General features: G+C 72.0%; 25 protein-coding genes. 12 read left to right on the top strand and 13 right to left on the bottom strand.

Going from position 1 to position 22664, the window contains the following annotated elements:
• Positions 1–12: 12 nt before the first annotated feature.
• From LHA35_RS11385 to rfaD, 5 genes are read right to left on the bottom strand one after another with little or no spacing between them, the layout of a single operon-like run.
• Positions 13–972 carry a hypothetical protein gene (locus tag LHA35_RS11385; protein ID WP_226608339.1) on the bottom strand — a complete coding sequence of 320 codons (960 nt, stop codon included), beginning with the start codon at positions 970–972 and terminating at the stop codon, positions 13–15.
• Between the two features lie 58 nt (positions 973–1030).
• On the bottom strand, positions 1031–1816 hold the full coding sequence (pgeF, locus tag LHA35_RS11380; RefSeq protein ID WP_226608338.1) for a peptidoglycan editing factor PgeF: 786 nt from the start codon (positions 1814–1816) through the stop codon (positions 1031–1033).
• The gene (locus LHA35_RS11375) at positions 1813–2865 is read right to left on the bottom strand and encodes a class I SAM-dependent methyltransferase (protein WP_226608337.1); all 1053 of its coding nucleotides are present in this window, start codon (positions 2863–2865) and stop codon (positions 1813–1815) included. The genes pgeF and LHA35_RS11375 overlap by 4 nt, the downstream gene beginning before the upstream one ends.
• Positions 2866–2912: 47 nt before the next feature.
• Entirely contained in the window at positions 2913–3722 is an 810-nt protein-coding gene (gene lgt, locus LHA35_RS11370; protein WP_226608336.1) for a prolipoprotein diacylglyceryl transferase, read from the bottom strand.
• Positions 3722–4702 (bottom strand): ADP-glyceromanno-heptose 6-epimerase, encoded by a 981-nt coding sequence (rfaD, locus tag LHA35_RS11365; RefSeq protein WP_226608335.1) that lies wholly within the window; start codon positions 4700–4702, stop codon positions 3722–3724. The genes lgt and rfaD overlap by 1 nt, the downstream gene beginning before the upstream one ends.
• 128 nt (positions 4703–4830) lie before the next feature.
• On the opposite strand from rfaD, the gene LHA35_RS11360 reads away from it, so the two are divergent.
• The 3 genes from LHA35_RS11360 (at position 4831) to LHA35_RS11350 (ending at position 6397) form a co-directional block, all read left to right on the top strand.
• Positions 4831–5226, top strand: coding sequence for an accessory factor UbiK family protein (locus tag LHA35_RS11360; RefSeq protein WP_226608334.1), 396 nt, complete (start codon positions 4831–4833; stop codon positions 5224–5226).
• 273 nt (positions 5227–5499) lie between these two features.
• Complete coding sequence (locus LHA35_RS11355; RefSeq protein WP_226608332.1) at positions 5500–6003, top strand: type III secretion system chaperone family protein; 504 nt, start codon at positions 5500–5502, stop codon at positions 6001–6003.
• Between the two features lie 106 nt (positions 6004–6109).
• A complete protein-coding gene (locus LHA35_RS11350; protein ID WP_226608330.1) occupies positions 6110–6397 on the top strand; it encodes a hypothetical protein in 288 nt (95 codons plus the stop codon).
• 223 nt (positions 6398–6620) lie between these two features.
• Here LHA35_RS11350 and ilvD read toward each other — a convergent pair whose 3' ends face one another.
• Entirely contained in the window at positions 6621–8474 is a 1854-nt protein-coding gene (gene ilvD, locus LHA35_RS11345; protein WP_226608329.1) for a dihydroxy-acid dehydratase, read from the bottom strand.
• Between the two features lie 229 nt (positions 8475–8703).
• On the opposite strand from ilvD, the gene proC reads away from it, so the two are divergent.
• The 3 genes from proC (at position 8704) to LHA35_RS11330 (ending at position 10887) form a co-directional block, all read left to right on the top strand.
• Complete coding sequence (gene proC / locus LHA35_RS11340; protein WP_226608328.1) at positions 8704–9519, top strand: pyrroline-5-carboxylate reductase; 816 nt, start codon at positions 8704–8706, stop codon at positions 9517–9519.
• A 252-nt stretch (positions 9520–9771) separates the two neighbouring features.
• Positions 9772–10371, top strand: a complete 600-nt coding sequence (locus LHA35_RS11335) for a TetR family transcriptional regulator (protein ID WP_226608327.1) — start codon at positions 9772–9774, stop codon at positions 10369–10371.
• A gap of 84 nt (positions 10372–10455) precedes the next feature.
• On the top strand, positions 10456–10887 hold the full coding sequence (locus LHA35_RS11330; protein WP_226608326.1) for a phasin family protein: 432 nt from the start codon (positions 10456–10458) through the stop codon (positions 10885–10887).
• 109 nt (positions 10888–10996) lie between these two features.
• Here LHA35_RS11330 and LHA35_RS11325 read toward each other — a convergent pair whose 3' ends face one another.
• From LHA35_RS11325 to LHA35_RS11315, 3 genes are read right to left on the bottom strand one after another with little or no spacing between them, the layout of a single operon-like run.
• Positions 10997–11407, bottom strand: coding sequence for a hypothetical protein (locus tag LHA35_RS11325; RefSeq protein WP_226608325.1), 411 nt, complete (start codon positions 11405–11407; stop codon positions 10997–10999).
• A complete protein-coding gene (locus LHA35_RS11320; protein ID WP_226608324.1) occupies positions 11404–11754 on the bottom strand; it encodes a rod-binding protein in 351 nt (116 codons plus the stop codon). The genes LHA35_RS11325 and LHA35_RS11320 overlap by 4 nt, the downstream gene beginning before the upstream one ends.
• Entirely contained in the window at positions 11754–12842 is a 1089-nt protein-coding gene (locus LHA35_RS11315) for a flagellar basal body P-ring protein FlgI (RefSeq protein WP_226608362.1), read from the bottom strand. The genes LHA35_RS11320 and LHA35_RS11315 overlap by 1 nt, the downstream gene beginning before the upstream one ends.
• A gap of 189 nt (positions 12843–13031) precedes the next feature.
• Between LHA35_RS11315 and LHA35_RS11310 the strand changes: the two genes are divergently transcribed.
• The 5 genes from LHA35_RS11310 (at position 13032) to serA (ending at position 17817) form a co-directional block, all read left to right on the top strand.
• Entirely contained in the window at positions 13032–13457 is a 426-nt protein-coding gene (locus LHA35_RS11310; RefSeq protein WP_226608322.1) for a flagellar assembly protein FliX, read from the top strand.
• A 136-nt stretch (positions 13458–13593) separates the two neighbouring features.
• Positions 13594–14007, top strand: a complete 414-nt coding sequence (gene dksA / locus LHA35_RS11305; RefSeq protein WP_226608361.1) for an RNA polymerase-binding protein DksA — start codon at positions 13594–13596, stop codon at positions 14005–14007.
• A gap of 139 nt (positions 14008–14146) precedes the next feature.
• The gene (locus tag LHA35_RS11300; RefSeq protein ID WP_226608321.1) at positions 14147–14893 is read left to right on the top strand and encodes an SDR family NAD(P)-dependent oxidoreductase; all 747 of its coding nucleotides are present in this window, start codon (positions 14147–14149) and stop codon (positions 14891–14893) included.
• A gap of 162 nt (positions 14894–15055) precedes the next feature.
• Positions 15056–16231, top strand: a complete 1176-nt coding sequence (locus LHA35_RS11295; protein WP_226608319.1) for a phosphoserine transaminase — start codon at positions 15056–15058, stop codon at positions 16229–16231.
• Entirely contained in the window at positions 16231–17817 is a 1587-nt protein-coding gene (gene serA / locus LHA35_RS11290; protein ID WP_226608317.1) for a phosphoglycerate dehydrogenase, read from the top strand. Before LHA35_RS11295 ends, serA begins: the two co-directional genes overlap by 1 nt.
• 206 nt (positions 17818–18023) lie before the next feature.
• Here the strand turns inward: serA and LHA35_RS11285 are convergent, their stop codons facing one another.
• From LHA35_RS11285 to LHA35_RS11275, 3 genes are all read right to left on the bottom strand, one after another.
• A complete protein-coding gene (locus LHA35_RS11285) occupies positions 18024–19301 on the bottom strand; it encodes a TRAP transporter large permease (protein ID WP_226608315.1) in 1278 nt (425 codons plus the stop codon).
• Positions 19298–19885, bottom strand: coding sequence for a TRAP transporter small permease (locus tag LHA35_RS11280; protein WP_226608313.1), 588 nt, complete (start codon positions 19883–19885; stop codon positions 19298–19300). The genes LHA35_RS11285 and LHA35_RS11280 overlap by 4 nt, the downstream gene beginning before the upstream one ends.
• Before the next feature lie 79 nt (positions 19886–19964).
• The gene (locus LHA35_RS11275) at positions 19965–20939 is read right to left on the bottom strand and encodes a TRAP transporter substrate-binding protein (RefSeq protein ID WP_226608312.1); all 975 of its coding nucleotides are present in this window, start codon (positions 20937–20939) and stop codon (positions 19965–19967) included.
• A gap of 198 nt (positions 20940–21137) precedes the next feature.
• Here LHA35_RS11275 and LHA35_RS11270 point away from each other — a divergent pair, with 198 nt between their 5' ends.
• On the top strand, positions 21138–21506 hold the full coding sequence (locus tag LHA35_RS11270) for a YybH family protein (protein WP_226608310.1): 369 nt from the start codon (positions 21138–21140) through the stop codon (positions 21504–21506).
• 249 nt (positions 21507–21755) lie between these two features.
• Here the strand turns inward: LHA35_RS11270 and LHA35_RS11265 are convergent, their stop codons facing one another.
• Positions 21756–22553 (bottom strand): enoyl-CoA hydratase, encoded by a 798-nt coding sequence (locus LHA35_RS11265; protein ID WP_226608309.1) that lies wholly within the window; start codon positions 22551–22553, stop codon positions 21756–21758.
• Positions 22554–22664: the final 111 nt, after the last annotated feature.

The raw sequence follows: 22664 nt of genomic DNA, 5'->3' as shown, positions 1-22664 counted from the left end.
GCCGCGATCCCCCTATCGCAGCGCGGTCGGCGCCGGCAGGGCGGTGTTCGCGGCCTGCGGCGCGACCGGCGGCGGCGCCTCCAGGTTGCTGGGCGGCGCCTGGATGGCATTGGCGACCACGGTCTTCACGCCGCCCGCCGCTTCCTCGGCCGCGATATGGGCGATATCGCCCCAGAGGCGGTTCAGCCGCCCGGCCGGCACCTCGTTCATCTGCACGACGCGGCCAAGCTCCTCGCCATCCCGCCGGCTGACGATCCACTGGATCTCGACGCGCTCCACGCCCGGGACGCCGGCCGGCACCACCGAGACATCGACCTGCAGCGCATAGGCCGCGCCCTCCGGCGTGTCCTGCACGACGAAGCCCTGCTTGCCGAGCTGGTCCTTCATGCGGGCGCCCAGCGCGGTGTTGCCATCGCCCGGCGCGCCCTTGACCCCCACCATGTGCAGCCGCGGCGGGCCGGCGGCGAGCGAGGCGGGGTCGGTGGATTTGCGCGCCGCCTCCACCTGCAGCAGCAGCTGGGTCAGCTTCGGCGCCGCCTCCTGCGCCACGCGCTCCAGCAGCGCGCGGTCGGCATTCGCCCAGTCCCGCACGGGGACGGGGGAGCCCTCGGTCGCCGCCTGCGGCCTGCGGTCGGCATCGAGCAGCCGGAAGCGCGGCCGCACCGCCTGGCCCTGGGACTCCGCCGTCACCTCCACCAGCCAGTCGAGCGGCAGCGGCGCGGCGGTGGCGATGACGGGCACGTCCTGCGCCTGCAGGGCGGCGGTCACCGCCTCGGCGAAATCCCGCGCCGCGCTGCCGGCCAGCAGCGCCTGCTCCGGCGGCGGCACGGCCAGCCGGACGGCGAGCGGGATGGCGAGCACCTCCGCCCGGCTGCCCGGCCGGCCGCGATAGGGCTGCGGCAGGTCCACGCAGGCACCGAGGGCGAGCAGCGCCAGGCCGGCGGCGATGCGGCGTGTCCTACAGAAGGACACAGGCCACCAGCATGGTCAGCAGGGTCAGCATCATGAATTGGATCATGTAGGGCATGGGTCAGGGCGCCACCGCAATGGCCGAGAGCTGGTGCCCGATCGGCCCGCCGCCAGCCAGCGTCCGCCGCCGGTGGCTGAAGAAGCGCGCCTCCTCTGCCAGCGTGTCCACCCCGGCCACCTCCACCGCCGCGATGCCGGCGGCGGCAAGGCGGGCGGCGCAATAGCCGGGCAGGTCGAACTGCCAGCGCTCCTCCCGCCGGCCTGCGGCGAAGAAGCGGGCATCGGCGGGGTCACGGGCCAGGACCGCCTCGCGCAGGTCCGGCCCGACCTCGTAGCTCGTCTGGGCGATGCAGGGGCCGATCGCGGCGATGACCCGGGCGCGGCGGGCGCCCAGCCGCTCCATGGCCGCCAGGGTCGCTTCCAGCACGCCATCCACCGCGCCGCGCCAGCCGGCATGGGCGGCGCCGATCACCCCGGCCTCGCCATCCGCGAAGAGCACCGGGGCGCAATCGGCGGTGACGATGCCGAGCGCAATGCCCGGCCAGCGGGTGACCATGGCATCGGCGCGCGGGCCCTGGCCTTCCAGCCAGCCCGCTTCCTCCACCTCGGCGACCACGATGCCGTGCACCTGGGTCAGCCCATGCAGCGCCGGCAGGTCGAGGCCCAGCGCGCCGGCGGCGCGGCGGCGGTTCTCCCGCACCCTCTCCCGGTCGTCCTGGCCGGAGAGGGAGCAGTTCAGCGCCGCCCAGGGGCCTTCCGAGACGCCGCCGCGGCGGGTGAAGAAGCCGTGGCGAAGGCCCGTCACCGCGCCGAGCGCGGGGGTGGCCAGGAACTCGGCATCGTTCATGCGGCCTCGAAGCCCGGTGGGGTGGGGAGGGCGGGATGGCACAGGCAGAGCACCTTGAACAGGCGCCCCATGCCCTCGGGCGCCGTCAGGCGCTCGGCGCCGGAGAGGATCAGCCCGGCCTGGTCCCGCCTGCCCGCCGCGGTCGCGGCCCGCGCCAGGATGGCGGCGCGCTGCGGCAGGCCGAGCCGCTGGAGGAAGAGGCCCATGGGCAGCGGCCCATGCGCGACGGCGCCGGCGCCGCGCCCCGCCGCGGCCAGGGCGGCGAAGGGGACATGGGCGGTGACATCCACCGTGCCCGGCTCGGCCAGCGGGTCGGCGCGGCCGTGCCGCGTCATGGCCTGCAGGGTGTCGCCGAGGGCGGGCCCGGCATGGCCGTAGTCGAGGGCGAGCAGGGCACCGCCCTGCTGGCGAAGGCGGGTGGCGAGCGCGGCGGTCACGGCCATGCCGGCCTCGGCCAGTTCCGCGACGGCCCCCTCGGGCGCCTCGGCGGGCAGCAGGTCGAGGGCATGCGGCGCGCCGGGCGCATCCGCCGCCGGCTGCCCGTCCGGCGCGGCGGAGGGCCGCCTCGGCGGTTCCACCGGCAGGTCCACAAACCGTCCCTCCGCCACATGCCGCTCCAGCCAGGCGCCGCCGCGGCGGATGAACTGCCGGATCGGCAGGGCGTCGAAGAACTCATTGGCCAGGATGATCGCCGGGCCGGGCGGCAGGGAGGCGACGTCGTCATGCCAGGCGGCAACCGCCATCCCGAGCCTCGCCTGCTGCGCGGCGCGCAGCGTCGGGGAGGTCTCGACCAGATGGACCCGGAGCGCGGCGCGGATGGCCGGCACCATCTCCGCCGCCCGCAGCGCATCGGCCATCAGCGTGCCACGCCCGGGGCCGAGCTCGGCCAGCAGGACGGGGGAGGGCGCGCCCATGAGCTGCCAGGTCACCGCCGCCCAAAGGCCGAGGCACTCGCCGAAGGCCTGGGAGATCTCGGGCGCGGTGGTGAAGTCGCCGCCCGCGCCGAAGGGGTCGCGGCTGCCGTAATAGGCCGCGACCGCGCGGGCCATGAAGCGGTCGAGCCGCTCCGGCCCCGTCTCCTCCTGCGGAGGGGCGCTCAGGCCGCCACCTCGCGTGCCGCCGGGCGGGCCCGCAGCATCAACCAGGCGCCCGCCAGGATCATCGGCACGGACAGCAGCTGCCCCATGGTCGCGCCGGCGAAGAGAAAGCCGAGGAAGGCATCGGGCTGGCGGAAGAACTCCCCGATGAAGCGTGCCACGCCATAGCCCGCGAGGAAGGCGCCGGCCACGAAGCCGCGCCGCGCTCGGATCGCGGGCTGGTGCACCAGGAATTGCAGCAGGGCGAAGAGCAGCAGCCCTTCCAACCCGGCCTGGTAGAGCTGGCTCGGGTGCCGCGGCTCCGGCCCGCCGGTCGGGAAGACCATGCCCCAGGGCATATCGGTCACCCGGCCCCAGAGCTCGCCATTGATGAAATTCGCCAGCCGCCCGAGGAAGAGGCCGATCGGCACCACCGAGGTCACGCGGTCGGCGAAGGCCAGCAGGTCGATCCGCTGCTGCCGGCAGAACAGGACCAGCGCGAGGATGACGCCGAGCGCGCCGCCATGGAAGGACATGCCGCCCTGCCAGACCTGCAGGATCTCCAGCGGGTGGGAGAGGTAATGGCCCGGCCGGTAGAACAGGACATAGCCGAGCCGCCCGCCGAGGATGATGCCGAGCGTCGCCCAGGTGACGAAGTCATCCACCTGCGGCCGCGTCGCGACCGCCGGGGACAGCGCCGTGATGCGCCGCGCCAGCAGCCAGCCCAGCACGATCCCGATGATATAGGCCAGCGCATACCAGCGGATGGCCAGCGGCCCGATCTGCACCAGCACCGGGTCGATGACCGGGAAGGGGAGGGCGAGCAGCATCAGCGATAAGGGTCCTCGGCCATCAGGAAGTCCTGCACCGTGCGGCGCACCCCGTCCTCCAGCGGCGTGGTCTGGGCGTTGAAGCCGGCGGCGCGCAGCCGGTCGAGCGGCGCTTCCGTGAAATACTGGTACTTGCCACGCAGGTCGGCCGGCATGTCGATGAAGCGGATCTCCGGCGCCCGCCCCAGCGCCGCGAACATGGCGCGGATGAGGTCGAGGAAGCTCCGGGCGCGGCCGGAGCCGACATTGAACAGGCCCGAGACCTGCGGGTTCTCCAGCAGCCAGAGCATCACCGCGACGCAGTCATCCACATGCACGAAGTCGCGCATCTGCTGGCCGTCCGCGATGCCCTCCCGGTCGGAGCGGAAGAGCGTCGCCGGCTCGCCGCCCATCACCTGGCGGTACTTGTGGAACAACACGCTCGCCATGCGGCCCTTATGGGCCTCGTTCGGGCCGTAGACGTTGAAGAAGCGGAGCCCCGCCCATTGCGGCGGCCGCGGCGCGCCCCGCGCCAGCATCTGCGCCACGCGCCGGTCGAAGGCGAGCTTGGACCAGCCATAGAGGTTGAGCGGGCGGAGCCGGGCCAGCGCTGCGGGGCTCGCATCATCCTCGAAGCCCTGCGCGCCATCGCCATAGGTGGCGGCGGAGGAGGCATAGATGAAGGGCACCTGCCGTCCCGCGCAGGCGGACCAGAGCCAGAGGGGAAGGGTGAGGTTGGTGGCGGCCACCAGGTCGCCATCCGTCTCTGTGGTCGCGCTGATGGCGCCCATATGGAGCACGGCGGTGACGGGCGGTTCGGCGGCCCAGAAATCCTCCAGCTCCTCCGGCGGCAGCAGGCCGGCGATGGTGTGCTTCGCCAGGTTGCGCCATTTGTCGTCGGTGCCGAGGCGGTCCACCACCATGACCTCCTCCCCGCGCGCGGCCAGCGCCGCAACGAGGTTGGAGCCGATGAAACCCGCCCCGCCGGTGACCAGATACATCCGGCGATCCCCTGTAGCCGCCCGGCCGTTGCGCCGCGGCGGCGCGGGGTATAGGGCGCGATGGCGCGGCCTGTGAAGGGCGACCGCCCCCGCGGCCTCCGGGCCGGGGCGGGGACGAGGAGAAGGTAATGAGTGACACGGGCAGCGGCGGCCGCAGGCGGGGCAGCCTTTTCGATGACCTGGCCGGCGTGGCGGGCGGGGCCTTCTCGGCCCTGGCCGGGGTGCGGGGCGAGGTGGAGGCGGCGGCGCGGGCCCAGGCGGATGCCATGGTGCAGCGCCTTGACCTGGTGAAGCGCGAGGATCTGGACGCCGCCATGGAACTCGCCCGGCGGGCACGCGAGGCGCAGGAGGCGCTGGAGGCCCGCGTCGCGGCGCTGGAGGCAAAGCTGGCGACGCAGGCCGCGCCGAGCCCGACCGCGACTCCGGAGTCGGCGACCATGGCCGCGGCCGAGGCGATCCAGCCGCCCCAGGCGGCCGGGGTGACGCCGGGCGAGAAGACCGAGGCGACGCCGGACGGGGTGTGAGGGCGGTTCCCGTGCCCGGTTGCCGATGCCTGCCGAGAGGCATCCCGCCGGCTTCGGACGCGGCCGGAGACCGGCGGTTACACAGCGTGCGGAAATGTCACAGGGTTGGAACGCATTGTGAATCGCAGGGGCAACCCGCGCCCTTGCGGCGGCGTTTGGCGCCTGCGTAGTCTATAGGTGGTGGTGACCGCTGCCCGATTCACCCAAGACTTCGGTGTCCCGGGGGAGCGGCAGCGGTTGACGCCATCCTGGAACGACAGAGGAGGTGCCGCGATGTCCGGTCTTCAGGCCCGCGTGCGCGAGCGTGCGACCAACCCCCTCGACGTGCTCGAACAGATCGTCTCCGCCAATGAATGGGCCTTCGAGCGCCGCTCGGATGGCGAGATGGCGGCCGAGGCACCCGGCAAATGGTGCGATTATGGCCTGTTCTTCTCCTGGTCGCCGGAGATCAGCGCCATGCACTTCTCCTGCGCCTTCGACATGAAGGTGCCGCCGGAGGGTCGCAGCAAGCTGTTCGAACTGCTGGCCATGGCGAATGAGAAGCTCTGGATCGGGCATTTCGGCCTGGAGTCGGAGGAAGGGGTGCCGGTCTTCCGGCATTCCGTGCTGCTGCGCGGCGCGCCCTCGGCCAGCGCCGAGAGCCTGGAGGACATGGTGGACATCGCCATCACCGAATGCGAGCGGTTCTTCCCGGCCTTCCAGTTCGTCCTCTGGGGCGGCAAGACGCCGGGCGATGCGCTGCAGGCGGCGATGCTGGACTGCGTCGGGGAGGCCTGAGCCGGCCCGCCCCGGGCAACGGAAGGCAGGTCCCGGGGGTCCGCCTGCCGGGAACCCAGCGCGGCCAGCCGCGTGAAGGGCCTGCCTTGATCAGGAGATGCATGCCATGAGCCCCGCTGAGGGCCTGCCCCAGGATCTGCGCGCCATCGGCCGGTTGCCCGGCGGGCTGGAGGTGGAGATCCGGCATCACCGTGGCGCCGGCGGGGCCGGGCCGGAACAGGTGATGGTGAGCCTGACCGCGCCGGCCGGATTCGAGGCCTGGGGGCGGCTGATGGAAGCCTCCAACCCGATGCTGGCCTGGGCCCGCTTCGCCGAGGCCGCCTGGGCGCCCTGGCTGGCGCTGATGGGCATGACGCCGCCCCGGCTGCCGGGCCGGGACCCCGTGGAAAAGTAGCGCAGCGCCCATGAAGAAGCCCGCCTCGCGGCGGGCTTTTCGCATTCCGGCGGAGCGGCCGGGCCTGCAGCGGACCGGCGTTCGATGCTGAACGCCGATCCGCCAAAGACCGGATATCTTTTGAATATCGGGAGACCGACCAAAGGGGCCAAGGCCCCTCCAGCCCTTGCTGGGGAAGCTCGAGGGGGCGAAGCCCCCTCATCCGGAGCTTTTCGGCAGCCCGCTACCGCCGCCGCACCTGCTTCACATCCCGCACCGCGCCGCGCGCCGCACTGGTGGTCAGCGCCGCATAGGCCTGGAGCGCGGTCGAGACCACGCGGTTGCGGCCCACCGGCTGCCAGGCCTCGGCGCCGCGCGCCTCCATGGCCGCCCGGCGCTGCGCCAGCACCTCCTCCGGCACCGCCAGGCGGATGGTCCGGTTCGGGATGTCGATCTCGATCCGGTCGCCCTCCTCCACCAGGCCGACCAGCCCGCCCTCGGCCGCCTCCGGCGAGAGATGGCCGATCGAGAGGCCGGAGGAGCCGCCGGAGAAGCGGCCATCCGTCACCAGGGCGCAGGCCTTCCCGAGGCCGACCGACTTCAGGTAGCTGGTCGGGTAGAGCATCTCCTGCATGCCCGGGCCGCCCTTCGGCCCCTCATAGCGCACCAGCACCACATCGCCGGCCTGGACCTTCTTGCCGAGGATGCCCTCCACCGCGTCGTCCTGGCTCTCGAAGATCCGGGCCGGGCCGGCGAAGGTGAGGATGCTGGCATCGACGCCCGCCGTCTTCACGATGCAGCCTTCCTCGGCGAGGTTGCCGTACAGCACCGCGAGGCCGCCATCCCTGGAGAAGGCGTGCTCGAGGTCGCGGATCACGCCACCCGCGCGGTCGGTGTCCAGCGCGTCCCAGCGGGCGGACTGGCTGAAGGCCTCGGTGGTCGGGATGCCGCCCGGGGCGGCGCGGAAGAAGGTCCTGACCGCCTCGTCCGTGGTGCGCTTGATGTCCCAATGGGCCAGCGCCTCGGCCATGGACCTGGAATGGACGGAGGGGACGGAGGTGTCGATCAGCCCGGCGCGGTCCAACTCGCCCAGGATGCCCATGATGCCGCCGGCGCGGTGGACATCCTCGACATGCACGTTGATGACGGAGGGCGCGACCTTGCACAGCACCGGCACCCGGCGGGAGAGGCGGTCGATGTCGCGCATGGTGAAATCCACGCCCGCCTCCTGCGCCGCCGCCAGCAGGTGCAGCACGGTGTTGGTCGAGCCGCCCATGGCGATGTCGAGCGTCATCGCGTTCTCGAAGGCCGTGAAGCCGGCGATGGAGCGCGGCAGGACGGAGAAGTCGTCCTCCTCGTAATGGCGCTTGGCGAGCTTCACGATCAGCCGCCCGGCCTCGAGGAACAGCTCGCGCCGGTCGGCATGCGTCGCGACGATCGTGCCGTTGCCCGGCAGGGCAAGGCCCAGCGCCTCGGTCAGGCAGTTCATCGAATTGGCGGTGAACATGCCGGAGCACGAGCCGCAGGTCGGGCAGGCCGAGCGCTCGATGGCCTGCACCTCCTCATCCGTCACGGTGGGATCGGCGGCGACGATCATGGCGTCGATCAGGTCCACCGAGCGCTTCTGGCCGCGATGCACGACCTTGCCGGCCTCCATCGGCCCGCCCGAGACGAAGACGGTCGGGATGTTGAGGCGCATCGCCGCCATCAGCATGCCCGGCGTGATCTTGTCGCAGTTCGAGATGCAGACCAGGGCGTCGGCGCAATGCGCGTTCACCATGTACTCGACGGCATCGGCGATCAGCTCGCGCGAGGGCAGGCTGTAGAGCATGCCGCCATGGCCCATGGCGATGCCGTCATCGACGGCGATGGTGTTGAACTCCTTCGCCACGCCGCCCGCGGCCTCGATCTCCCGCGCCACCAGCTGGCCAAGGTCCTTCAGGTGGACATGGCCGGGGACGAACTGGGTGAAGGAATTGGCGATGGCGATGATCGGCTTGCCGAAATCGCCGTCCTTCATGCCGGTCGCGCGCCAGAGGCCGCGGGCGCCGGCCATGTTGCGGCCATGGGTGGTGGTGCGGGAGCGATAGGTGGGCATGCCGTATGGTCCTCCGGGCGCGTCCCGCAGGGCGGCTTCCCCTGTGCCTGGCACAGGCGGACCCGCTTCGGCCTTTGATGGGACGGGCAGTTCCTCATCCGGGCGCTGCCGCCCGGGATGCCGTTGCTCTACCCGCTCGGCCGCCTTGCGTCCATCGGGCGCGGTGGATGGCCATGTCTCCCCGCCGCCACCCATTGCGCCCCGGCCGCAGCCGCGCGAGGGTCCGGGCATGACCGAGACACCCCTTCCTCCCCTCCTCCTCATCGGCTGCGGCAAGATGGGCGGGGCCATGCTCGCCGGCTGGCTGGAGCGCGGCCTCACCGAGGCCGTGGTGGTGGAACCGAACCCGGCCGCCGTCGCGGCCTTCGCCGGGCGCGTCACCGTGGTGCCGGACCCCGCCGGCATCCCCGCCGGCTTCCGCCCCGCCGCCGTGGTGCTGGCGATCAAGCCGCAGGAGGCCGCGGCGACCCTGCCGGCCTTCGCCCGGCTGGCGGGGCCGGAGACGGTCTTCCTCTCCATCATGGCCGGGCGGAACGTCGCCGGCATGCGCGCCGCGCTGGGCGGGCAGGCTGCGGTCATCCGCGCCATGCCGAACACGCCGGCCGCGGTGCGGCAGGGCTTCACCGTGGCCTTCCCCGGCCCCGGCGTGACCACGGCGCAGCAGGACCTCGCCGACCGGCTGCTCTCCGCCATCGGGGAGGTCGCCTGGGTGGCGGAGGAAGGGCTGATCGATCCGGTCACGGCGGTCTCTGGCGGCGGCCCGGCCTATGTCTTCCTGCTGGCCGAGGTGATGGAGGCCGCGGCGGTCGAGCAGGGGCTGCCGCCCGATCTCGCCCGCCGGATGGCGCGCGCGACGGTCGCCGGCTCCGGCGCCCTCCTGGCCGCCAGTCTGGAGGACAGCGCGCAACTGCGGAAGAACGTGACCAGCCCGAAGGGCACGACGGAACGGGCCCTCGCCGTCCTGATGGCGCCGGATGCCTTGCCCGCCCTGATGTCGAAGGCGATCCAGGCCGCCACCGACCGGTCCCGCGAACTGGCGGGGTGAGGGCGATGGGCCGGAGGGAGGCCGGACCGGCCACCACGTCCCGGCGATCCGTGGCGCCGCCGCCGGCCCGCGCCACCCTGGCCTGCCGACCACCCCATGCGGATGGCGCCCGGACCGGCATGCCGGTTCGCCATGGAGTCGCCTCCGGCCGGCGGGGGTGCCCTCCCGGCCCGCCCTGGTCTGCCCGACCCGCCAGCGCCATCGGCGATTTCCCCCTTTGCGCCGGCGCCGGCCAACCCAAACTGGAGCGTCATGAGCGAGACGACCGATGATATCGATTCCCGCCTGCTGGCCGGCTTCTGGCAGGTGGTGGCGGCGCATGGCTGGCAGGGCGTCACGCTCCGCCGGGTGGCCGCGGCCTCCGGCCTGCCGGCCTCGGAGGTACGCCTCCGCGCCCCTGGCGGCCCGCGGGACCTGCTGGCCCTGCACGGACGGCTGACGGATGAGGCGGTCGAGGCCGGCACCGTCCCCGGCCAGGGCGGCGCGCCGCGCGACCGGATCTTCGACGTGCTGATGCGCCGGATCGACGCCATGCAACCGCACCGCGCCGGCCTCGTGCGGCTGCTGGAGGAATTGCGGACCGAGCCGGGCCTGGCCCTCTGCCTGCTGGCCGGGCTGCCGCGCTCCATGGCCCGGCTGCTGCAGGCGGCGGAGATCGACTCCTCCGGCATCTTCGGCGCGCTGCGGGTGCAGGGGCTGACGGGCGTCTGGCTGGCGACCATCCGGGCCTGGGTGAAGGACGATTCCACTGATCTCGGCCCGACCATGGCGGCGCTCGACCGGGCCCTGGACCGGGCCGAGCAGGTTGCAAGATCGTTGCGGCTCGATCCGGGCGATATGGCCGCAAGTTGATTTTGCTGCATCGCAGCATGCTCTTTGACCGGCCCTCGCGAGGCCCCTACTGTGCCTTTGCCTGATCACAGGGCGGAGGACGATATGTCAGAGACCGGTGGCAACAAGCCCGCGAACGACCTGATGCGCATGCTGGCGGATTTCCGCATGCCCGGCATGCCGGATGTCGAGGCCCTGGCGGCGGCCCAGCGCCGGAACCTGGAGGCGCTCTCCGCCGCCAACCGGGTCGCGCTGGAGGGGGCGCAGGCAGTGGCCCGCCGGCACATGGAGATCCTGCAATCCTCCATGACCGAGATGACCGAGGCGATGAAGGCGCTCGGCACCCAGGAATCGCCGCAGGCCAGGGCGGCGCGCCAGGCGGAGATGCTGAAGGCCGCCTATGAGAAGGCGGTCGGCAACATGAAGGAGGTGGCCGACCTCATTCAGAAGTCGAATGAGGAGGCGCTGGCGCTGCTCAACAAGCGCTTCACCGAGGCGATGGACGAGGTGAAGACCCTGGTGGCCAAGAAGGGCTGACCCACACCGGTCCAGGCCAGGCTCCGGCCTGGCGGGAAGCTCCGGGAGGACAGGGCCTCCCATCGTCCATGGTGCGATGGGAGCCGCGCAAGGCCCTCCCGGACCGTTTTCAGGCCCGCGCCGCAACGGCCAGGGCCGGCGCCTGCCTGGCGGCCAGGGGGCGGCCCGCCGCCCCATACCCGGGTGCCGCCGCGCGCGGCAGGGCGGCGCCCGCGATCGTCTCGATCACCTGCGACTGGATGGCGATGGCGCGCTGCAACAGGCGCCGGTTCTCCTCGCCCAACTCCTGCAGCCGGGTCGTGAGCACCGCAGCATCCTGCCGCGCCGGCCCTTCGGCCTTGGCGCCGGTCTTCGTCGCCGCGGCATAGGCGGCAGCGAAGGCATCCGTCGCCTGGGCCTTGGCGGTGGCGAGCCCGGCAGCGCGCGGCAGGTCGAGCGCGGCGAGCGCCTCGTTCTCGGCCCTGAGTGCCTCGGCCAGGCGCTGGCCGGCGGCGAGCAGGGCATCCAGCATCATCGTCATGGGCGGGTCTCCTCGGGTGGGTGGGCGGCCTGGCGGCGCAGCAGCTCGCGCAGGACGAGGTCGGAAAGGCCGAGCCCCTGGCCGGCGCGCACCGCCTTGGCGGCGATCGCCTCGACCAGCATCGGGCGCCACTGCGCCTCGGCCGCGCCGCCGCCGAAGGCGGAGCGGCCGGCATCGAGGGTGGCGAAGGCGGGCTGCAGCAGCCGGGCCAGGGCCTGGGCCTCGAATTCCTGCGCCGCCTGGCGCAGCCGGGGCGGGGCCTTGGCGAGTTCGGCCGCGGTGAGGGGGCGCGGCAGCGGTGCCGCGCCGTCCCGCATCGGGGCGAGGGAGGGCGTGGCCAGCGTCATCAGCGCAGCTCCATCTCGGCCTGCAGGGCACCGGCGGCCTTCACCGCCTGCAGGATGGAGATCAGGTCGCGCGGCCCGACGCCGAGCGCGTTCAGCCCGCGCACCAGCTCCTGCAGGGTGACGCCGCCGCGCAGCACGCCCAGGCGACGCTCCGCCTGGTCCTCCACCTCGATATTGGTGCGCGGCACCACCACCGTCTCGCCATTGGCCAGCGGGTTGGGCTGGCTGACCTGTGGCGTCTCGGTGATGCGGATGGTGAGATTCCCCTGGGCGATGGCGACGGTGGAGACGCGGACATTGGCGCCCATGACGATGGTGCCGCTGGCTTCCTCGATCACCACGCGGGCGACCTGGTCGGGCTCGACCCGCAACTGCTCGACTTCGGCCAGCAGGGCAATGGGGTCGCGGCCGGCCATGTTGAGCGCCACGGTGCGCGGATCGGTCGCCGTCGCCAGGCTGCCGCCGGTCGCGCGGTTGATGGCGGCGGCGATGCGCCGGGCGGTGGTCAGGTCCGGGTTGCGGAGCGCGAGCCGCAGGCTGGGCCGGCCCGTGAGCGCATAGGGGATCTCCCGCTCCACGATGGCGCCCGAGGCGATGCGGGCGCTGGTGGGCACGCCGCGCTGCACGCTGGCGGCGGCGCCCCGGGCGGCGACGGCGCCGGTCGCGACCGCCCCCTGGGCCACCGCATAGACCTCCCCATCCGCGCCGAGCAGCGGCGTGACCAGCAGCGTGCCGCCCTGCAGGTTGGTGGCGTCGCCGAGCGCCGAGACCGCGACATCGATCCGGCTGCCCGGCCGGGCGAAGGCGGGCAGGTTGGCGGTGACCATCACCGCCGCGACATTGCGCGTATCCAGCCGCGCCTCGTTGTCCCGCGTATTGACGCCGAGGCGTTCCAGCATGCCGATCAGGGTCTGGCGGGTGAAGATGGCGGTCCGCAGCCGGTCGCCCGTGCCGGGCAGGCCGACGACCAGGCCGTAGCCGACGAGCTGGTTGTCCCGCACCCCCTCGATATCCGCGATGTCCTTGATGCGGACCGGCTGGGCCGCGGCGGGGGCGAGGCCCGCGAGGATGGCGAGCAGCGCCGTCATGGCCGCCGCCACAAGCGCGCTCTTCGCCCTTGCGAAAGCAATTTTGGCCACGCTGCCCTCCATCCCGCAGGTGCCGGCGGCGTCGCAACCGCCGTGCCAGCCCGCGGGCCGGGGCAGGCGGCAGGGCCTGCCGGGATGGCCGGCCAGGATTGCCGGCGGCAGGCAGAAGCGATGCGGGAGGCAGGCGGGATGCGGGAAGTCGGCAGGGTGGCGGCGGGCAGCGCGGCGCAGCGCGGGCGCGGCGCCTACCGCGGCGCGGGCGGCTTCTCGGTGGGCGGGGGAGGCGACGCGCCGCCGCTGGCCGAGGCGGCAGGCGCGGCCGCCCTCGGGCCGGTGGGGCTTGGCCTGCTCGCGGTGCAGGAAGGGGGCGACCGGGCGGCGCGCGACCGGGCGGCAAGGCAGCGTGCCGAGTCGATCCTGCAAGAGTTGCGCGATCTGCAACATGAGCTGCTGCGCGGCGGGAGCGATATGAAGCGGCTGGAAAGGCTCGCGGCACTCGGTCTGGGCGAGGAAGGGGCGGACCCACTCTTGCAGGAGGCGGTGCGTGCGATCGTCCTGCGCGCGCGGGTGGAACTGGCACGGCGAGGTTGGAACGAGACCGTGTCAGCCAAATGAAAATCCGTGCATATCAGCAATTTGCGCAGGCGTAACCCCTTGGCGCACGAGGGTGCGCCCCTGTATGGTCCGGCCAACTTTCCGGGGCGGGGCGCCAAGCCCGGGCCTCGAACGGAATGGGGCCGTCCAGACGATGCTGATCACCCTGCCGCCCGACTACCGCCCGACCGACGACGAAGAGTTTATGAACCCGCGGCAGCTGGAGTACTTCCGGCAGAAGCTGCTGCGCTGGCGGCAGGACCTGTTGCGGGAAGCAGGGGAGACCCTCGCCAGCCTCTCGATCGGCGGCATCAGCGAGGCCGACCTGACCGATCGCGCCAGCGTCGAGACCGACCGCGCGCTGGAACTCCGCACCCGTGACCGGGCGCGCAAGCTGATCTCCAAGATCGACCAGGCGCTGGAGCGGATCGAGAACGGCACCTACGGCTATTGCGAGGAGACCGGCGAGCCGATCGGCCTCCGCCGGCTGGAGGCCCGCCCGATCGCCACCCTGTCCATCGAGGCGCAGGAGCGCCATGAGCGCATGGAGCGGGTGCACCGCGACGACTGAGCACCGCCCGCCGCCGCGAACCCGGCGGAGGAGATATCCCGCGACGGCCGGCCTTGCGCCGGCCGTTGCCGTTCCCGGACCCTGGCCTGCCCGCCGCGCTGCCCCGTAGTCTCCCCCGAAGGAATGGGGGAGGATGACCATGCGACTTGCAGCCCGCCATGCGCTGATCACCGGCGGCGCCTCCGGCATCGGCCTGGCCACGGCGCGGCTCTTCCTGCGCGAGGGCGCCAGGGTCGCGCTGCTCGACCGCAATGCGGAAGCCCTGGCGCGCCTCGCCGCCGAACTCGGCGTGCCGGGCATTCCGGTGGATGTCGCCGATGCGGCGGCGACCGCGGCCGCGGTGGATGCCGCCGCGCAGGCGCTCGGCGCGCTCGATGCGGTGGTGAACGCCGCCGGCATCAGCCGGGTGGCCTCGCCCGCGGACACCACGCCCGAACTCTGGCGGCAGGTGATGGCGGTGAACCTGGACGGGCCCTTCCATGTCTGCCGCGCCGCGCTGCCGCATCTCCGCCGGGCGGGCGGCGGTGCGATCGTCAATCTCGCCTCCGCCGCCGGGCTGGTGCCGCGCCCGAATTACGCGGCCTATGGGGCCTCCAAGGGCGGGGTCCTCATGCTGACGCGCTGCCTGGCGCTGGATCTGGCGAAGGAGAACATCCGGGTCAACGCGGTCTGCCCCGGTGCCATCCTGACGCCGATGGTGGAGGAGACGATGGCGGCGCAGCCCGACCCCGCCTCGGCCGAGCGGGCCTTCCTGTCGCGCTACGCCATGGGCCGCTTCGGCACGCCGGAGGAGGTGGCGCAGGCGGTGCTCTACCTGACCAGCCAGGAGGCCAGCTTCGTCACCGGCTCCGCCCTCGGCGTGGATGGCGGCTCCGCCTGGCACTGAGCGGGGCGGGCGGGGCGGCCGTGGGCGATGCCGCCTTCCACCCCCCGCGCGGCGGGGGAGGGTTTCGCGCCGCGCTTGATCGCGGGCGGCGAGAGGCGTAACCCTGCCGGCGGGCCACGCCCCCCCACCGGGGCGCATTCGCTTCTGCAAGGGAGCCATATCATGGCGATCGCCGCGAAGCCGGACCTGCGTCCGGCCAATCCGAGATTCTCTTCCGGTCCCTGCGCCAAGCGTCCCGGCTGGACGCTGGAGGTGCTTTCGGGCGCCTATCTCGGCCGCAGCCACCGCGCCGCGGCGCCGAAGGCGCGCCTCGCCGAGGTGATCGAGCGCAGCAAGGCCGTTCTCGGCATGCCGGCCGGCTGGCGGCTGGGCATTGTTCCCGCTTCCGACACCGGCGCGGTCGAGATGGCGCTCTGGTCGCTGCTCGGCGCCCGCGGCGTGGACGTGCTGGCCTGGGAGAGCTTCTCCGGCGACTGGGCGACGGATGTCGTCAAGCAACTGAAGCTGGCCGATGCGCGCGTGATCAAGGCGGACTACGGCAGGCTGCCGAAGCTTGAGGCCGACGGCACGCGTGACCTGGTCTTCGTCTGGAACGGCACGACCAGCGGCGTGCGGCTGCCGAATGCCGACTTCATCCCGGCTGAGCGCGAGGGCCTGGCGATCTGCGACGCGACCAGCGCTGCCTTCGCCATGGACCTGCCCTGGGACAAGCTGGATGTCGTCACCTGGTCTTGGCAGAAGGTCCTGGGCGGCGAGGCGGCCCATGGCATGCTCGCCCTGTCCCCGAGGGCTGTTGCCCGTCTTGAGTCCTACACCCCGTCCTGGCCACTCCCGAAAATCTTCCGCATGACCAAGGGCGGGAAGCTGAACGAGGGCATCTTCCGGGGCGAGACGATCAACACGCCCTCCATGCTCGCGGTCGAGGACGCTGTGGATGGCCTCACATGGGCCGAGGGCGTCGGCGGGCTGAAGGGCCTCATCACGCGGTCGGAGGCGAATCTCGCCGCCGTCGCGGCCTGGGTGGCGAGGACCCCCTGGGTGGATTTCCTGGCCGAGGATCCGGCGACGCGCTCCTGCACCTCGATCTGCCTGAAGATCGTGGCGCCCTGGTTCGTGGCGCTGGATGCCGAGCGCCAGGCCGCAGCGGCGAAGAAGCTGGCCGCGCTGCTGGAGAAGGAGGGCGTCGCCCTCGATGCCGGCGCCTATCGCGACGCGCCCCCGGGCCTGCGCATCTGGGGCGGCGCCACGGTCGAGACCTCCGACATCGAGGCGTTGCTGCCCTGGCTCGACTGGGCCTTTGCGAGCGTCGAGGCCGAGTTCGCGAAGGTGACCGCCTGATGCCGAAGGTCCTTATCTCCGACAAGCTCTCCCCCGCCGCGATCGAGATCTTCCGCCGGCGCGGGATCGAGGTGGACTTCAAGCCGGGCCTCAGCCCGGCGGAACTCCGCGCCATCATCGCGCCCTATGACGGGCTCGCGGTGCGCAGTGCCACCAAGGTGACGCGCGAGCTGATGGACGCCGCGCCGAACCTCAAGGTGGTCGGTCGCGCCGGCATCGGCGTGGACAATGTCGACGTCACCAGCGCGACGGCGCGCGGCGTCGTGGTGATGAACACGCCCTATGGCAACGCCATCACCACGGCCGAGCATGCGATCGCCATGATGTTCGCCCTCGCCCGGCAGATCCCGGAGGCGAGCGCGAGCACCAAGGCGGGGCGTTGGGAGAAGAACCGCTTCATGGGCGTCGAGCTCTTCGGCAAGACGCTCGGCCTGATCGGCTGCGGCAATATTGGCTCCATCGTCGCCAACCGCGCCATCGGGCTGCACATGAAGGTCGTCGCCTTCGACCCCTTCCTGTCGGAGAAGCGGGCGCTCGAGCTGGGCGTCGAGAAGGTCGAGCTGAACGAGCTGCTGGATCGGGCGGAGTTCGTCACGCTGCACGCACCGCTGACCGAGCATACCCGCAACATCCTGAGCCGGGAGAACCTGGCAAAGCTCCGGAAGGGCGCGCGGCTGATCAACTGCGCCCGCGGCGGCCTGGTGGATGAGGCGGCGCTGTACGACGCGCTGGCCTCCGGCCATCTGGCGGGCGCCGCGCTCGACGTCTTCGAGACGGAGCCGGCGACGGAGAGCCCGCTCTTCGGCCTGGAGAACGTGGTCTGCACGCCGCATCTGGGCGCCGCGACCGCCGAGGCGCAGGAGAACGTCGCCCTGCAGGTGGCCGACCAGATGGCCGACTACCTGCTCTCCGGCGCCGTCTCCAACGCCATCAACATGCCCTCCGTCACCGCCGAGGAGGCGCCGCGCCTCAAGCCCTATATGGAGCTGGCGCGGCTGCTCGGCGGCATGGCCGGGCAGCTGACGGCGGCGCAGGACGATGCCATCAAGGTCATTCGCGTGGAGTATGAGGGCCATGTCGCCGAGCTGAACCGCCGGCCGCTGACGGCGGCGTCGCTGGCCGGCGTGCTCGCGCCGCTGATGGGCGCGGTGAACATGGTCAATGCCCCGGTGGTGGCGAAGGAGCGGGGGATCGAGGTCGCCGAGACGGTGCATGAGCGCCGGGGCGACTATGCCTCCCTGCTGCGGGTCACGGTGGTGACGGACCGCTACGAGCGGAGCGTCGCCGGCACGCTGGTGGGCGAGGCGCGGCCGCGCCTGGTGGAGATTAAGGGCATTGCGGTCGAGGCCGATTTCGCCCCCGACATGCTCTATGTGACAAACCAGGACCGCCCTGGCTTCATCGGCCGCTTCGGCATGGTGCTGGCGAATGCCGGCATCAACATCGCTACCTTCCATCTGGGCCGCGCGGCGCAGGGCGGGGACGCGATCTGCCTGGTCAGCCTGGACGGGCCGATCCCGGAGCCGGTGCTGGCCGAGGTGCGGGCCCTGCCGCTGGTGGTGCAGGCCACGCCGCTGCGCTTCTGATACCGACCCGCACAAATGCTGACGCATTTGTGCGGCCTCAATCGCCGGCGCCGCCTCCGGCGGCTTGGTTACGCGCCACAGGGCGCGGCGCCCATCCGGGCGCTCAGCCGCCTGCGGCGGCTGCAGGTCAGCCATTACGCGGCCCGGTATGAGGCGCGGCGGATGGCGGTGAAGGGGCCCGGCACCCGCCGGGCCCCGCCATCACCCTACCGGAAGACGAGGTGGGGCAGCGCCAGCGTGATCCAGGGGACGTAGGTGATCACCAGCAGGCAGGCGAGGATGACGCCGATGAAGACGCCGAGATAGCGCATCATCGTGTCGATGCTGGTGCCGGCCACCTGCGCCGCGGCGAAGAGGTTCACGCCGAAGGGCGGCGTGATCATGCCCATCGCCAGGTTCACCACCATGATCGTGCCGAAATGCACGCCATCCACGCCGAGGCGCTGCGCGGCCTCCTGCAGGATGGGTGCAAGCACGATGATCGAGGCCGAGGTCTCGATGAACATGCCGATGAAGAAGAGGGCGATGTTCACCGCGAACAGGTAGAGCCCGGCGCTCTCGAAGCTGGTGGTCAGCCAGGCCGCCATCTGGTCCGGCACGCCCTGCCGGTTCAGCAGCCAGGAGAACAGCGCCGCGCAGGCGATGATGAACAGGATCACCGCGCTGCTGATCACCGATTTGCGGAAGATCGGGAACAGGTCGGCCGGCCGGATCTCCCGGTGGACGAACATCCCGACCAGGATGGCATAGGCCACCGCGATCACGCTCGCCTCGGTCGGGGTCGTGATGCCGCCATAGATGCCGCCCAGCACCACCACCGGCATGAGGAGCGCCCAGCCGGCCTCCCGCGTCGCCCGCAGAAAGGGCAGGCGCCCCTCGCCGTCGTGCAGCCCCCAGCCCTTGATCCGGCACCAGACCAGCACGGTGGCGACCAGCCCGCCGGCGATCAGGACGCCCGGCCCGAAGCCCGCGATGAACAGCTCGGGGATCGAGGTCTGGGTGGTGACGCCGTAGAGGATCATCGGGATGGAGGGCGGGATCACCACGCCAAGCTCGGCCGCCGTCGCCTGCAGCGCCGCGGCGAAGCCCACGGGGTAGCCGGCCCGCACCAGGGCCGGGATCATGATGGCGCCGATCGCAAAGGTGGTGGCGACCGAGCTGCCGCTGATGGCGGCGAAGATCATGCAGGTGACGACGCAGGTGGCGGGCAGCCCGCCCTGGATGCCGCCGACGATCGATTTGGCAAAGTCCACCAGCCGGCGGGAGATGCCGCCGATCTCCATCAGGTTGCCCGCCAGGATGAAGAAGGGGATGGCGGCCAGCGGGAAGCGGTCCAGCGCGACGAAGAGCTGCTGCGCCGCGACGATCAGCGGGAAGGAGGTGAAGCCCTGGATGCCGACGATGGCGGCCAGCCCGATGGCGATGGCAACGGGGATGCTGGCGGCGAAGAGCACCAGCATCACGGCGAGCATCGTGCCGCTCATACCGCGGCCTCCAGCTCTTCGCCGCGCCGGTCGAGGAAATGCGCGACCGCGCCGACCATGCCGAAGGCGGCGCCGAAGGGGATGGCGGCATAGCCCCAGGACATCGAGACCTCGAGCCCCGCCATCTCCTGGAACTGCACGCGCTGCGTCATCAGCCAGCCGAACCAGAACATGACGCCGAGCAGCGAGAGGCTGGCGGCCAGCGCCGCCGCCTCGATGGCGCGCCGGGCCGTGCCGCGGGAGAGGCGATGGGCGACGTCGATGGAGACGAGGGCGCCGGCCCTGAGCGCCACGGCGACGCCGAGGAAGGCCATCCAGATCAGCGCGGTGCGGACCAGCGCCTCGGACCAGACGGCCGGGGTGGAGGTGGCGAAGCGGGTGATCACCTGCCAGAAGCCGGCGAAGAAGGCGATGGCGAGCGCGAGGCAGGCGAGCGCCGTGGCGAGGCCGGTGCTGAAACGGTCGAGGCCGAGGACGGCGCGCCGCAGCGTCGCGCGCGGGCCGTTGCCGGACCCCGCCCAGAGCGCCAGCGTCACGGCCAGCACGGTGGCCGCCCCGACCACCAGCAGCGGCTGAAGGTTCATTGCATTCATGCGTTCCCCCGCATGCGAAGGGGGCGCGGGACCAGCCCGCGCCCCCGACCCCGTCGGACCCCGGCCCGGCTCAGTTCGTCTGCCAGTCGCGGATGCGCTTCAGCAGCGCGGCATCCAGCGTGCGCTCCCATTCCGCGAAGGCCGGGGCGAGGCTGCTGCGGAAGGCGGCGCTGTCCACCTCGGTGGTCACCTGCATGCCGCGGCGGCGCAGTTCCTCCACGCCGCCGGCATCGTCCGCGGCGACGCGGTCGCGGTTGGCCTTCTGCCCCGCCTTGGCGGCCGTCATGAAGTGCTGCCGGTCGGCGGCCGAGAGGCGGCCCACCGTGCCTGGGTTGCAGATGATGACCTGGGGCGAATAGACATGCGCGGTCAGCGACATGTAGCGCTGCACCTGGTTCAGGTTGTTCGCCACGATCACCGGGATCGGGTTCTCCTGCCCGTCCACCGTGCCCTGCTGCAGCGCCGGCACCAGCTCGGAGAAGGCCATCGGCGTCGGCAGCGCGCCGAGGGTCGAGAAGGCGCGCATATGCACCTGGTTCTCCATGGTGCGCACCTTCAGGCCGCGGAGATCGGCCGGGGAGGTGACCTCCCGCCGCGAATTGGTCAGGTGGCGGAAGCCGTTCTCCGCCCAGATCACCCCGACCAGGCCGCGTGCCTCGAAGCGCTTGAGAACGGACTGGCCGATCTCGCCATCGAGGACGGCATGGGCATGGGCGCGGTCGCGGAAGAGGAAGGGGACGTCGAAGATCCGCACCTCGGGCACGAAATTGCCGACCGGCCCGGTCGAGGTCACGGTGCAGTCGATGGTGCCGATCTGCACGCTCTCGATCATCTCCCGCTCGTTGTCGTTGCGCTGCAGCACGACGCGGTAGCGGTTGTTGGTCAGGCGCTCGAAGGCCTCCTTGAAGCCGGAGGCGGCGGCGCCGGTATGGCTGTTGACCGGCAGGGCATGCTGGATGGTGATCTGGGTCTGCGCCAGGGCGGGCCCGGCGGCGAGCGGCGCAAGGAGCACGGCGGCGAGTGCCGCGCGGCGGGTCAGGGGCATTATGGGGACGTCTCCGGCTCCGTCGGGCCTCCGCGGTTGCGGTGCCGACACAGGGCGCCTCTATATGAGAAGGAGGGGGCTGCCAGCAATCCTCGGCATGGCTTTGGTTCCATTCTCCCCGGGTGGACCGATCCCGAAGCCTTGATCCGGCTCTTCCGCCCGGCAAGGCAGACTGTGCGGGCAGGCAGGGAGGGGCCAATGTCGCAGGATGCGTTCCGCGAGACGAACCGCGTCTTCGAAGAGGTCTTCGTCACGGGCGATTTCGGCGCCCTCGCGCAGGTCTATACGGAGGGCGCCCGGCTGCTCTCGCCCGGCGTCCCGATGATCACCGGGCTGCCCGGCATCATCGAATACTGGAAGGGTGCCGCTGCCGCGCTCGGCGTCACCGGGGTGAGGCTCCACACGCTGGATCTGGCGGCGACGGGCGACCGCGCCGCCGAGCTCGGTCGGGCCGAGATCCACACCGGATCAGGGGCCGCACCGGTGCGCGTGAAGTATGTTGTCCTCTGGACCCGGGCGGGCGGCGCCTGGAAGTGGGACGTCGATTGCTGGAACATGGACGCCTGAGACCGGATACCGCCTGACCGGACCCGGTCGGGCGGTGGGATTCGCCCGCCCGAACAAGGACCTGAGCATCGGAGGCCAGCCCCCGCGCGTGTCGGGCGGTCTACCGTGGCCCGGCATTCGGAACGGAAGGCCGATCCGCGGCAGGGTCCTGGTTTCGCCCCGCTCCACCTGTCCGGTTGTTCACCGCGCTCCCGCGCACCGGGCCAGAGCGGTGTCCCGTCCCCGCGGAGCGGGGGAGGGAGCCCTTGCCTACCGCCCCCGGAAGACCGGCGGCCGCTTCTCCACGAAGGCCTGCAGCGCCTCCTTGTGGTCCTCGGTGTCGCGGCAGCGCGTCATCCCGAAGGCCTCGGCGTCCAGCGCCTCGGCCAGTGTCCCTTCCTCGGCGACCTTCATGTTGCGCTTCATGTGGTGCCAGGCCACGCGCGGACCGGCGGCCAATTGCCGGGCCAGCGCCATGGTGGTCTCGGCCAACGCCTCGTCCTCGACCAGCCGGTTGAGCAGGCCAAGACGATACATCTCGGCGGAGTCGATGACCTCGGCGGTGAAGTAGAGTTCGCGCGCCTTGGCCGGCCCGACCAGCCGGTTCAGGAACCAGTGGCCGCCGAAATCGCCGGAGAAGCCCATCCTGGCGAAGGCGGTGCCCATGCGCGCGCTCTTCCCCCCGATGCGCATGTCGCAGGCCAGCATCAGGGACATGCCGGCGCCGGCCGCCACGCCGTTGACCATGGCGATGGTGGGCTTGGGCATCTCATGCAGGATGCGGGCGGCCTCCATGCGGGCGCGCAGCGACATCTGCGCCTGCTCCCGCGTGCCTTCCAGGATCGGCCGGGCGCCGGTCGCGCGGGACTTCATGTCCCCGCCCGCCGAGAAGCCACGGCCCGCGCCGGTCAGCACCACGCAGCCGATCGACATGTCGCCGGCGATGCGCGTCATCGCCTCCAGCAACTCGTCCAGCAGGCTGCCGCCGAGCGCGTTCAGGCTCTCCGGCCGGTTCATGGTGAGGAGGGCGACGCCCTCCTCCTCGGTCACGATCAGGTCGCCTGGCAAGTGCATCTCCTCCCATATCATTTGGCTGATGCAGCCAGCCTACACCGCCGGCGCGAAATGGCGACCTGTCTCCTGCGCCCGCCGGCCTGACCGCAGCATGGCCGTCCCTTG

Origin of the sequence: Roseicella aerolata (genome assembly GCF_020523605.1) — a bacterium.
GTDB classification, from domain to species: Bacteria; Pseudomonadota; Alphaproteobacteria; order Acetobacterales; family Acetobacteraceae; genus Paracraurococcus; species Paracraurococcus aerolatus.
Note: the sequence above shows the minus strand (reverse complement) of the source record. Positions and strands in the feature narration are given on the sequence as shown.